An 11,397-nucleotide genomic window follows, 5' to 3' on the forward strand; every position below is an offset into this window, starting at 1 on the left:
AATAGATGGAAAGACAATATGTGTCTGTTATTGGTGGTGCCAATATTGATATTATAGGTACACCCTATTATAATTTAACTCCCAATGATTCCAATCCAGGTAGAACAACATTGACATTAGGTGGAGTTGCAAGAAATATTGCTGAAAACCTTAGTAGATTAGGAGTCAATATAGAATTTATAACTGTATTAGGAAATGATAGTTATTCTCGTGAAATAGAACACAGCTGTCAAGAACTTAATATTAGCTTAGAACATTCTCAGATTATGCCTAATGAACGAACTTCTACTTATATTTGTATTAATAATGAATTAGGTGAAATGCAAGTGGCCATTTCTGATATGGAGATTTACAAATATATAACTCCCAGTTATTTACAAAAAAAGCTTGAAATAATTAATGGTGGGGCAGCATGTGTAGTAGACACTAACATTCCTGAAGAGTCACTGGAATATCTAATGGATAATTCTAAAGTTCCTATATTTCTTGATACCGTTTCTACTAAAAAGACTGAAAAAATCAAAGATTCTATTCGTAATATTCATACCTTAAAACCTAACATTATAGAAGCAGAAATTCTTTCTAATATGAAAATTATCAACGCAGAAGATTTAGAAAAGGCAACTAGTATTATCCTTAAAAAAGGTATTAAAAGACTGTTTGTGTCTTTAGGTGCTAGGGGTGTATACTATACCGATGGGACTATTAAAGGCAGTATCTTACCTATACCAACTGAAATAATCAATACTACCGGAGCAGGTGATAGTTATATAGCTGCTGTTGCTTGGGCGTATTTAAAGGGTTTTGATTTAGAAAAATCAGCTAAAGCCGGCCTAGCCGCATCTTATATTTGTGTAAGATCAAATCAAACAGTATCAAAAGATATATCAGCACAAAATATTGAAAATATAATGGAAAATAATTGGAGGTAATATGATGAATTTAAAAGATATTTTAGTAATAAATCCTGAAGTACAAAAGGCTATTGATGAAAATAGACCTGTAGTAGCATTAGAATCTACTATTATATCCCATGGCATGCCTTACCCTCAAAATGTAGAAACCGCTTTAACAGTTGAAAAGATAGTTAGGGAAAATGGAGCTATCCCTGCAACTATTGCTATAATAGGTGGAAAGCTTACGGTAGGTATTACTCATGAGGAAATTGACCATCTTGGTAAAAAAGGACTTAACGTAACAAAAGCCAGCAGAAGGGATATTCCTATTCTTGTTTCAAGGAAAGAAGATGGTGCCACAACTGTTGCCGCTACAATGATAATCGCTTCTCTTGCTGGAATAAAAGTTTTTGCTACAGGTGGAATTGGCGGAGTTCATCGAGGTGCAAAGATAACTATGGATATTTCTGCTGACCTCGAGGAACTCTCTAATACTGAGGTAGCCGTTGTATGTGCTGGAGCAAAATCCATTTTGGACCTTGGTTTAACTATGGAATATCTAGAAACCAAAGGTGTTCCTGTTATTGGCTATCAAACAGATGAGCTCCCTGCATTTTATACTAGAGAAAGTGGATTTAAAGTAAATTATAGAATGGATACTCCTGATGAAATTGCAAGAGCTTTAAAAGCAAAGGAAAATTTAAATATGAAAGGCTCTATGGTAATTGCCAACCCTATTCCTATAGAATATGCTATGGATTACTCATATATAAATAATGCTATAAATGATGCAATTGTAGAAGCAGAAAAACTTGGTATCAAAGGAAAGGAAACAACCCCTTATTTACTTGATAAAATTCAGAAACTAACAGAAGGCAAAAGTCTTACAGCAAATATTCAATTGGTATATAACAATGTAAAGCTAGGAGCACAAATAGCATCTGAATTATGTAAATTATAGATATATGACACGAGCGGATGATTCTTCTATAGTGCAGAAGAACCATCCTTTTTTATTTGGACATATGGAGTCTTTTATTTTTACTTAAACTTGATTTTTTTTAGGATTTGCTGTATTATGGTTGAAATACTTAATAATTTAGAGGAGTAATGGAAAAATGTCTATAGAAAAAGTAAAAGAATATTTAAAGCAATTCAATAAGGATAAAGATGTTCTTGAAATGGAACAATCAACTGCTACAGTTCAATTGGCAGCAATTGCTTTGGGTACTGAAGAAGCAAGAATCGCAAAATCTCTATCCTTCTATGATGGAGATGGAGCCATGATTGTAGTAGTTGCAGGAGACGCAAAGGTTGACAACAAAAAGTTTAAAAGTGAATTTAATTTTAAGCCCAAAATGTTATCTCCAGAGGATACCGTAAGCTTTACAGGTCATGAGGTCGGAGGTGTATGTCCCTTTGCTCTGCCTAGCAATATAAAAGTATATCTAGATGATTCTATGAGAAGATTTGCTACGATGTTTCCTGCCTGTGGCAGCAGCAATTCTGCTATTGAACTTAATTTAGATGAATTGGAAAGAATATCTAAAAGCTGTAAATGGATAGATGTTTGTAAGGACTGGGAATAAGAAATCCCCTGCAAGGACTCTTTATAAAGGATCTTTGCAGGGGATTTTGTTTATTACTATTTAGATGGGAGTATATCATATTTCTCCAATATCTTTAAGGCTTCTTCACGATCACTTACAAATGGAACAATACAATGGCCTGTATTACTGTTGAAATGTCCACCATAGTCACCATCTTTACCTTCATACTGTTCATATAGCACTATCACCGTTCTATACAAAAGTGGCCTAGACACAATCTTTCCAAAATGATAGTATTTTGTGATTGGACGTCCATCAGTACCAACACCCTCTTTGTAAGTATATACTAATGGCGATTCATGATCTATTCCTTTTATAAATTGTAGCCTTTCCATTTCATTAGAGGTTAATTCATATTCAGGAACAGAAATTTGACCTTGAAAAGTATTGTCTGTAAATAGATTAAATCTATATTTTCCTGAAATATAAATCTTATGTGTTTCTAGATAGGAGGGATCATCCAGTTTTATTTCCACGGCATCAAGCTCCTTATTAATTGGAAATGGAATAGTATATATCAGAACAAAGGCAATAAAGAAAATATAAACAGCTTTTTTGATTATTTTAGCATATAACGTTTTCATCTTCCCCCTTGTAATATGTTGTATTATATTAGTTGCCATATTCTATATTCTCGTATCTAAAATTTTATCCCATATTTATAATTTTAGCAAACAACTTTTTAATATCTTCTTGACCGCATATATCTACTTCTTCTTTGGTATTTCCAACACTAATTGACAACTTTATCTTATCACATTCTTCCATAACTTCAATTAACATTGAATCCTCTATTTCTCTGCAAGATTCAGATTTGGCATATACTAATTCAACATCTGGTTCAAGAACATATTCTAACTGCTGCCTTCTAATAGAGTTAATTAAATCTTTAAAGTAGTACATGCCATATAAAGTAGCTTCTAAATAATCTGAAATAGCAAAACAATTAAACCCATCATCTAGGAAAGCATCTCTTAATCGAGTCATGATATAGTACACAACTTCTTTGTTTCCTTGAAAATATATAGTAGCACAATTAGTTAATACAATATTAGAAGCACAAATTGGATAAGTATCATCAGCTGGCAACAACCAAAATTCAAATGGATAACATTTCATTATTGACTCAATATCACTATCCATTATGCCTAAGTAAAGTACACGAATTATATTATCATTAACAGGAAGTGCATTTAAAAATCCTCTGAGCTTTTTAACATTAACCTCTTTATCGTTATGAGGGATAAATACATAATCATCACCATCTGCTTCAAATATTATATCATTATATATATTTATAACCTCAAAGGGTAGAGCTTCTTCTAGAATTACTTTCCTATCTAGATTAATTATAGTAACCTTATCAAAAAAAATTGGATGTTCACATAAAAACATATTATTAGTCACACCTAATTCATTTAATATTGTTGCTGACTTACTACTGTTATTAGATTTGATAATATTATGTATATTTGCTGTTAAGGCTGGTGCTGCATAGCTGTTGGCTATTTGGGTAACATAATTGAAATTTTTGTTTATATTTATTCTATGCTTAGAGGGCATCAAAAAGCTATATCCCCATCTATCTCTAACATTATTATAAGAATTAAACAGTTCATCAGCTCTAGCAGAAAAAACACCTAAATAAGCAGCTGGGAAAGAAAGACCTTTATTATTACTATGAGCTGCCACGATTATCTGATTATTATTTATAATCTTTTTAATTATATTTTTTAAACGATAATCATCAGAAAGATTTACCGTACCTCCACTTAAGTGTATAATCGGGATTCTCTTATCTAAACAGTATTCAAAGGCAGCCATCAAAGCCTCAATACTTGTCTTCATCTCTAATGTAGTAAATATTCTTATACTCACCAGCTCCGCTTCCGGAGCATATAAATTTATAATTTTGCATACATTAAAACCATGGTCTGTTATCGCTGGAATATCATCTGACCTATTTACCACCAAGTTCTTGTCATTTACAATCAAGTCCTCTATTATATTTAATTCATCCTTTAATTCCGATATTACACCTTCATCTATTACAGCTATTTTCATAATCTATCCCTCGGCTTTTACCATATATTTCTTTTGCTGGTATCTAAAGAGTTCAGCATATCGTTTATTATCCTTTAATAGTTTTTCTGGTTTACCATCCTCTATAATTTCACCTTTTTCCAATACTATAACCCTATCAGCCAGAGATAAATTAGAAAGTCTATGGGATGTAAATAAAGTTAATCTGCCCCTAGTCATCTCCTGTAGCTTATTAAAAATTTCATGCTCTGCTTTAGGGTCTAAATTGGAAGATACCTCATCTAAAATGAGAATAGTATCTTTTCTATATAACACCCTAGCTAATGCTAGTTTCTGTGTTTGTCCTCCCGATAAAATTAAACCCTCTGAAGTAAAGAATTTTGATATATATGCATCTAATCCAGCATCGTTTAAGCTTAATATCTCCATAAAATCGGATTTATCCAATGCTTCTATTATCTCATCATCTTTATTTATTTCATTTGGATTTGTTAAATGAAAGTTTTCTCTAATACTAAAAGCAAAGTTATTCATATCCTGAAAGTAAACACTGAAAGCTTTTCTCAGAGAGCCAATAGAATATAAGCTTATATCTATACCATTAATCTTAATCATCCCGGAAGTCGGCTCATAAAATCTTAATAATAATTTTATAAGAGTTGATTTTCCAGAACCATTTAATCCTACAAAAGCTACATGCTCTGGAGCATCAATATAGAAGCTAATATCTTTTAGGGCATACTTTTCACTAAGAGAATATATAAAACTAACATTTTCAAAAGCAATACTCTCTACTTTATTTAACTCCAATTCGCCTTCATCCTGAATCCTGTTGATGTATTTAAATAAAGACTGATAATTATTCATCCTCAGCTTATTTTCAACTATTTCCATAGCAGAGGCTATAAACCCTGATGTAGAATACCATAGTTGTCCTAATAATCCGCTTAAAAATACATAATCTCCTATTAATAATTTTCCATCTAATATATTGAAAATAATATGTCCGCTAACGATAACCAAGACTATCTCAGGTAAAAAATCTAAGATAAGTGTTACTCTCGATCTTTCTTTTAAAATTTTCTTGCGCTGAATAAATAGTCTGCCCCATAGCTTGTCATAAGAATCCTTAAGCATTTTGCTGGATTGAAAAAGTCTCATATCTTGGCTAAATCTTCTATCAAAAGCAATATTTTGAATATAAGATAGCTTTCTCCTATTTGCCATTTGGTCTAAACTTAAGTCGTAAAGAGATTCCGTATAATATTTTAGGGCTGCTCCAGATGGTATCGCAACTGCTATCATTAATAGGGAATAAAATATATTTTCTTTTGAGAGAATTACAAAGGCTATTAAAAATGATATAGCGGCAGATATAGCTGAAATACTTGACCCTAAGGCTTGAATAAGAATTGATCCGTCCCTCATAGCTGATGTAATCTTATCTTGATAATTGGGGTCATCAAAATAAGCCAAATCTACATCAAAAGAAAAATCCATCATATTTCTTACCATCCACTGGTCCAATTCCTCTGAATGAACCATTCTAGTATATATTTGAACCTTTATCATAATTACTTTTACCAATGCTATCAATGCCATTAAAATCAAAAGATTATATATGTATCTGCTATGATAGCCCCCTGCATATCCAGATATATAGTTGATTATCTGTTTTGAAACAAAAGCACCTGCTATATTTAATATAGGATTAAATAGTTCCGAGAATACTCTCAACAATGTATATATCGGGGAGACTTTCCAAGAAAGACTGATGCACCAAGAGAATACCTGTACAAAGTCCTTTATATTATCTTTATATTTATTCCGAAAATCTTTAAACATAATAAAACCTCGCTTATTATATTAGGAGAAAGACTTGCATAGATACTCTCTCCCAAATCTTTATTTTATCATCTCAATAGTTCCATCCTTAATTCTCCATACATGATCCGATTCTTCTGCGATTTCCATATCATGAGTTACTATGATTACACAAAAATCCTGTTGATGAGCTAGTTGTTTCAATATATTTATGATTCGTTCACTGTTTTCATCATCTAAATTTCCTGTAGGTTCATCCGCTAAGATTACCTTTGCCCCTGTGGCTAATGTTCTTCCAATGGCCACTCTTTGCTGTTCCCCTCCTGATAAATTGGAAGGATAGCGAGATAGCTTATCTCCATCTATCCCCAAGGAATCCAACACCGATTTTCCCTTTTCTCTTGCCTCTTCTTTTGGTATTCCCTTGTATTCCATAGGAAAACTTACATTTTCCAAAGCAGTAAGCAGTGGAAATAATTGAAATGCCTGAAATATCATTGAAACATTATCTCTCCTGTATTCATCTAAATCCATATCCTTTAAATCATTTCCATCTATGGAAATCTTCCCTTGAGTCGGTTCGTCTAGTCCTGCCATTATGGAAAGCAAAGTAGTTTTTCCACTACCGGAAGGTCCTACTATTGCATTTAATTTTCCTCCTTCAAAGGTACAATTTATATCCCTCAGTACATCTTTATCTGCACCTTTATATCTATAAAAAATATTTTCCAGTTCTAACTTTGCCATATTGATTTCCCCCTTTATCTATTATTGGCTTCATATCTATTCCTTTACCTGAAGCATTTCCAGTGGCTTTTTATTGGTTACCTTTCCTATACCTAGTATCAGTCCTGCTGTAGTACCTAGCATATATCCTCCTGTTACCATTATGTATTTCACTAAATCTATCGGATAGGATTTTATGGATATAGCAAATACGGCTATACATGCTATGGCTGTTCCTATTAATACCAATATAAGATTTTCTTTAAATATATTCCATCTTACTTCTTTTTCCTTTACACCTAATATTCGTAAAATCGCTACATCTGTTGTGCGTCGTAGTACCATTATAAAGACTAATATACCTGCTATTACAATTGATAGAGTAAATGTTATAGGATATAAAACTTCTAGTAAGGATAGATTCTTTTCTAATGGTTCTATTACATTAGTTAGTTCCTCGTCCCACAGTTTCAGCTCCGTTGCAAATTCATTGAAGCTATTATTAGACACTAGTCCCTTTATCTCTGCTTTACGCGATATAAGCTCCTTATTCTTTTCTTGCTTAAACTCAAATTCTATCTTGCTATAGAATATTTGCATCTCAACATTATTCAATACCTCCATTGGATAAATAAATACTTCCATGTCTTCATTTACTATGTTTTTTCCATAATAATTTTTTCCAGTGGAAATTCCTTTATAGGTTCCTACTATGGTTCCATAGGTCCTTACGGATAGCTGTCGATGCCGTGAAGCAGGCTCTAAAAGTATCTTATCTCCCAATTTTAGGTCGTAATGATCCATTGCCTTCTCAGCTACTAAAATTGGAAAACCCTCTTCTCCATTTTCATCTAATATCGTTAGCTCACCATTCTTAGAATATCCTCTGGTATATTCCTTGTCAAAATCCTCCAATGAATAATTATCTATAATATTTAAATCAGTTAGATTTATAATTCCATCTGAGCTATTATAGCTTTTATTGCTTGCATATACTACAAATATTGGGTGCTTTATAAAAACATGAACCTTATCCTTTTCTCCTATTTCATATTTCTTTATTGCTCCATCTCTATCTATATATAGTTCTTCATAATTCATCCATGCTATGGATTTATAATCCTCTACTAACCCCGTCTCCATCAATCTATCTATATGTCTCCTATGGATTGGACCTGTTCCATGACTTGTAGTTCTGCTTCCCTTTGCCACTATATCTCCCGTTATAATACTGTCTTTATATGCCTTTTCTATTAGTTCATTGTTCTTGATAGTTAGGTAGTTCATCCATAGCAATGCAAAGGTAAATATTCCTGCCAATATTATTAGGAATATAGATGTTACCTTTGAACGTAAAGTATAATTTATTGAAAATCTTCTCAATGCTTTTTTACTATCTTTTCTATGGTCCTCTATGTACTGCTCTTTTCCTTCCTCTTCTTCTTTTACATATACTGCAGCTTCTGTTGACTGTGATACGGTAGTAGCTTTAACCATATCTATATATTCACTTTCTTCTTTACTTTCTTCTTGTAAAATTTTCTTCTTTTTATTGTTATTGATTAAATCTATTACTGATGAATTTTTAAGCTGTTTTATTCTAAGGAACAGCATTATGACAAATGGAAGCATGGATAGGATGATAAATAATATAAAGTATTTTATATCCAGACCAAAATCAACAGTCCTCTGTACATTAGAAGGTATACTGCTCAATATTTCCGTTGATTCTTCTATTGCCTTTTGATAGCCTGTATATCCTCCTAGTACCGATGCTATAATGCCAAATATGACTAGTGGCAATACCAGATGCTTTCCGCTTATTTTTGCAGGGATTCCCAATGCTCTTTCTATTGCATAGTTCAGTTTATGTCCATCTATATATACATATATTACAAAACCTTGTATCAGTATTAAAAGCATGGAAAATACCATAGCGCTTATTGCTGTAGACCTTTTAATCGGGTCTGAAGCTTCTTTAAAGCTGTCTATACTATTCATTAAAAAGGATAATTCATATCCCAATTCCTTTAGCGGCTCTCTATATTTTTCTATAAATGTAGTTTCATCCTCTGCATTTTTTAAAACAAAGCTATATGAATGAACTCTCACAGGTATTGGTTCATCTAATCCTCCAGTATATCTGCCAAGCTCCATAGGCATAGTACTTTCAGGAATATACATACATTCATATTGAGCAGCACGATTGTTTTTAAATATACCAACTACTTCAAAGGATTTAGGTTCAGATGTATAATAGTTCCTCCATTCTATTTTATCCTTTTCTGTAGATAACAGAACACCATATTCAGAATCTCTCATCTTAATATCAAGCTTATCTCCAATACTTATATTATGATTTTTGGCAATAGTCTCATGTATGATGACTACATGGTTCTGATTGTCATAGTCCTCCTTATCTATCCATCGTCCATCCACCAAGTAATAATCCTTTGCATTCTCTTGTACCTCCTGCATTGCTGTCATATCCTTAGTACCTATAAGATCATATGAGATAATATTCTCATTGATAAAGTCCATTTCCTCCTTGATGATTTTAAACTGTGGATTATCCCAATCTATATATCCATTATCATCTAGTTCTATATATAGGGGTCCACCATCATATAGGGGCTTGGCAGCAGAACCTGCGTTACTCTGCACATAGACTTCTGTTCTGAATAAGTATTTTTTTCCCTGCTCCAACTGAAATAATTGGTCAATAACGTCATTGTTGATATATTCATACTTTTCCCCTGTCATTATAGAATAAGGCAGGAATAGAAAACGATGCTCCTGGTACTCCTTATAGTAAAATTCTGATTCTATATAGTTTGGGATTCCAGCCAATATATCTGTTACCTTAGCCCTTAGTATTGTCCCTTCATAGATATTCTCAGCAAGGGTATATTTATCTACCTCCTTCAGCTCTCCAATAAATATTGTATCATTTACATTTGAACCTATCATCTCACTATACGCACTATCATTTCGTTTATTTCTATATAATCCATCTATCAATCCTATAGTAAATCTTCTATTATCCTCAAAAGCTATCATTGGGTCACCAGTGATTATCTCCTGAGCTTCTTTTACATCATAGTTATTCTCATCTAATGGTCGTATTGTCCCAATGCTCCTATAATATTTTCCAATATTATCTATCTCTCTATTGACTATGAAGAACTGACTAATACTAGATATAAAGAGATTTGATGCAATTAATAATATAATGAGAAGGAGTATGCCCTTTAGTGGTCTTCTTAGGTTAGATTTGTTGATTGGATTTTTCATGGATTTCACTCTCCTTATACTTTACTATATTAAGCAAAATAATATATGATTGCGTTATTATCCTATAATTGAAGACGATTGTTAAGCTAGCTTTAATTAATAGTAAGTCTAGGCAATCAAGCTACCTAGACTTATTAAACCTGTATGCCTTAGTCTTAGAAAAAATTATCCTCTGTTATATGAAGCATCAGCAAGAACATGTAGTAGCTGTTCATTCATACTCATAATTAAAATTTTATCAATTATTTCATCTTCAATTTTATTTATCTTTGCTAATACTATGCTCATGCTTGTACCCCTTTACTATTTTAATTAAAGTGTATTTCATAATAATTTTATTGTCAGCTAACTTTTGTACATATTTTTTAAAAAATTTGACTTTATATATAGAGAGAGGCATACTACTCAATAAATTAAAATAATCAATGAATTAATTAACTTTCCTTCTATCTATTATTGATTTCATGCCTATTCCTTTACCTGTAACATCTCTAATGGCTTTTTATTGGTTACCTTTCCTATACCTAGTATCAGTCCTGCAATAGTACCTAGCATATATCCTCCTGTTACCATTATGTATTTCACTAAATCTACCGGATAGGATTTTATGGATATAGCAAATACTGTTATACATGCTATGGTTGTTCCTATTAATACCAGTATAAGATTTTCCCTAAATAGATTCCATCTCACTTCTTTTTCCTTTACACCTAATATCCGTAAAATTGCTGCATCTGTTGAGCGACGAAGTACCATTATAAAGACTAATATACCTGCTATTACAATGGATAAGGTAAATGTTACAGGGTACAGAACTTCTAATAAGGATATATTCTTTTCTAATGGTCCTACTACATTTACAACTTCTCCATCCCATAGTTTTAACTCAGTCGGGATTTCATTAGATGAATTGTCGGAAACTATTTTCTTTATCTCTTCCTTTCTTTCCATAATCTCTTTGTTTTTCTCTTGCTTAAATACAAACTCCATTTTACTATAATAAA

General features: G+C 32.2%; 10 protein-coding genes. 3 read left to right on the top strand and 7 right to left on the bottom strand.

Going from position 1 to position 11,397, the window contains the following annotated elements:
• Window positions 1-5: 5 nt before the first annotated feature.
• The 3 genes from KQI38_RS12195 (at window position 6) to KQI38_RS12205 (ending at window position 2,485) form a co-directional block, all read left to right on the top strand.
• Entirely contained in the window at window positions 6-932 is a 927-nt protein-coding gene (locus KQI38_RS12195) for a carbohydrate kinase family protein (RefSeq protein ID WP_216559799.1), read from the top strand.
• Between the two features lie 4 nt (window positions 933-936).
• Window positions 937-1,857, top strand: a complete 921-nt coding sequence (locus KQI38_RS12200; protein WP_276515581.1) for a pseudouridine-5'-phosphate glycosidase — start codon at window positions 937-939, stop codon at window positions 1,855-1,857.
• A gap of 157 nt (window positions 1,858-2,014) precedes the next feature.
• Entirely contained in the window at window positions 2,015-2,485 is a 471-nt protein-coding gene (locus KQI38_RS12205) for a YbaK/EbsC family protein (RefSeq protein WP_216559803.1), read from the top strand.
• Window positions 2,486-2,541: 56 nt separating this feature from the next.
• Here the strand turns inward: KQI38_RS12205 and KQI38_RS12210 are convergent, their stop codons facing one another.
• The 7 genes from KQI38_RS12210 to KQI38_RS12235 all read right to left on the bottom strand — a co-directional run.
• Window positions 2,542-3,090: a hypothetical protein gene (locus tag KQI38_RS12210; protein ID WP_216559805.1), complete on the bottom strand. Its 549-nt coding sequence runs from the start codon at window positions 3,088-3,090 to the stop codon at window positions 2,542-2,544.
• A 64-nt stretch (window positions 3,091-3,154) separates the two neighbouring features.
• Window positions 3,155-4,570, bottom strand: a complete 1,416-nt coding sequence (locus KQI38_RS12215) for a S8/S53 family peptidase (RefSeq protein WP_216559807.1) — start codon at window positions 4,568-4,570, stop codon at window positions 3,155-3,157.
• Window positions 4,571-4,573: 3 nt separating this feature from the next.
• A complete protein-coding gene (locus KQI38_RS12220; protein WP_216559808.1) occupies window positions 4,574-6,394 on the bottom strand; it encodes an ABC transporter ATP-binding protein in 1,821 nt (606 codons plus the stop codon).
• Window positions 6,395-6,454: 60 nt separating this feature from the next.
• Window positions 6,455-7,120: an ABC transporter ATP-binding protein gene (locus KQI38_RS12225; RefSeq protein WP_216559809.1), complete on the bottom strand. Its 666-nt coding sequence runs from the start codon at window positions 7,118-7,120 to the stop codon at window positions 6,455-6,457.
• Between the two features lie 36 nt (window positions 7,121-7,156).
• Window positions 7,157-10,393 carry an FtsX-like permease family protein gene (locus KQI38_RS12230; RefSeq protein ID WP_216559811.1) on the bottom strand — a complete coding sequence of 1,079 codons (3,237 nt, stop codon included), beginning with the start codon at window positions 10,391-10,393 and terminating at the stop codon, window positions 7,157-7,159.
• 165 nt (window positions 10,394-10,558) lie between these two features.
• Window positions 10,559-10,681 carry a hypothetical protein gene (locus tag KQI38_RS22365; protein ID WP_255374564.1) on the bottom strand — a complete coding sequence of 41 codons (123 nt, stop codon included), beginning with the start codon at window positions 10,679-10,681 and terminating at the stop codon, window positions 10,559-10,561.
• 180 nt (window positions 10,682-10,861) lie between these two features.
• On the bottom strand, window positions 10,862-11,397 hold a 536-nt coding region (locus KQI38_RS12235; RefSeq protein WP_216559813.1), incomplete at its 5' end, for an FtsX-like permease family protein.

Source organism: Tissierella carlieri, assembly GCF_018917285.1.
In the GTDB taxonomy this organism is placed as follows: Bacteria; Bacillota; Clostridia; order Tissierellales; family Tissierellaceae; genus Tissierella; species Tissierella carlieri.

Bases quoted from the DNA above. Each gene is read 5' to 3' on its own strand.
- KQI38_RS22365 (WP_255374564.1), bottom strand. From the start codon at position 10,681: ATGAGCATAGTATTAGCAAAGATAAATAAAATTGAAGATGAAATAATT.
- KQI38_RS12220 (WP_216559808.1), bottom strand. From the start codon at position 6,394: ATGTTTAAAGATTTTCGGAATAAATATAAAGATAATATAAAGGACTTT.
- KQI38_RS12215 (WP_216559807.1), bottom strand. From the start codon at position 4,570: ATGAAAATAGCTGTAATAGATGAAGGTGTAATATCGGAATTAAAGGAT.
- KQI38_RS12200 (WP_276515581.1), top strand. From the start codon at position 937: ATGAATTTAAAAGATATTTTAGTAATAAATCCTGAAGTACAAAAGGCT.
- KQI38_RS12205 (WP_216559803.1), top strand. From the start codon at position 2,015: ATGTCTATAGAAAAAGTAAAAGAATATTTAAAGCAATTCAATAAGGAT.
- KQI38_RS12225 (WP_216559809.1), bottom strand. From the start codon at position 7,120: ATGGCAAAGTTAGAACTGGAAAATATTTTTTATAGATATAAAGGTGCA.
- KQI38_RS12195 (WP_216559799.1), top strand. From the start codon at position 6: ATGGAAAGACAATATGTGTCTGTTATTGGTGGTGCCAATATTGATATT.
- KQI38_RS12230 (WP_216559811.1), bottom strand. From the start codon at position 10,393: ATGAAAAATCCAATCAACAAATCTAACCTAAGAAGACCACTAAAGGGC.
- KQI38_RS12210 (WP_216559805.1), bottom strand. From the start codon at position 3,090: ATGAAAACGTTATATGCTAAAATAATCAAAAAAGCTGTTTATATTTTC.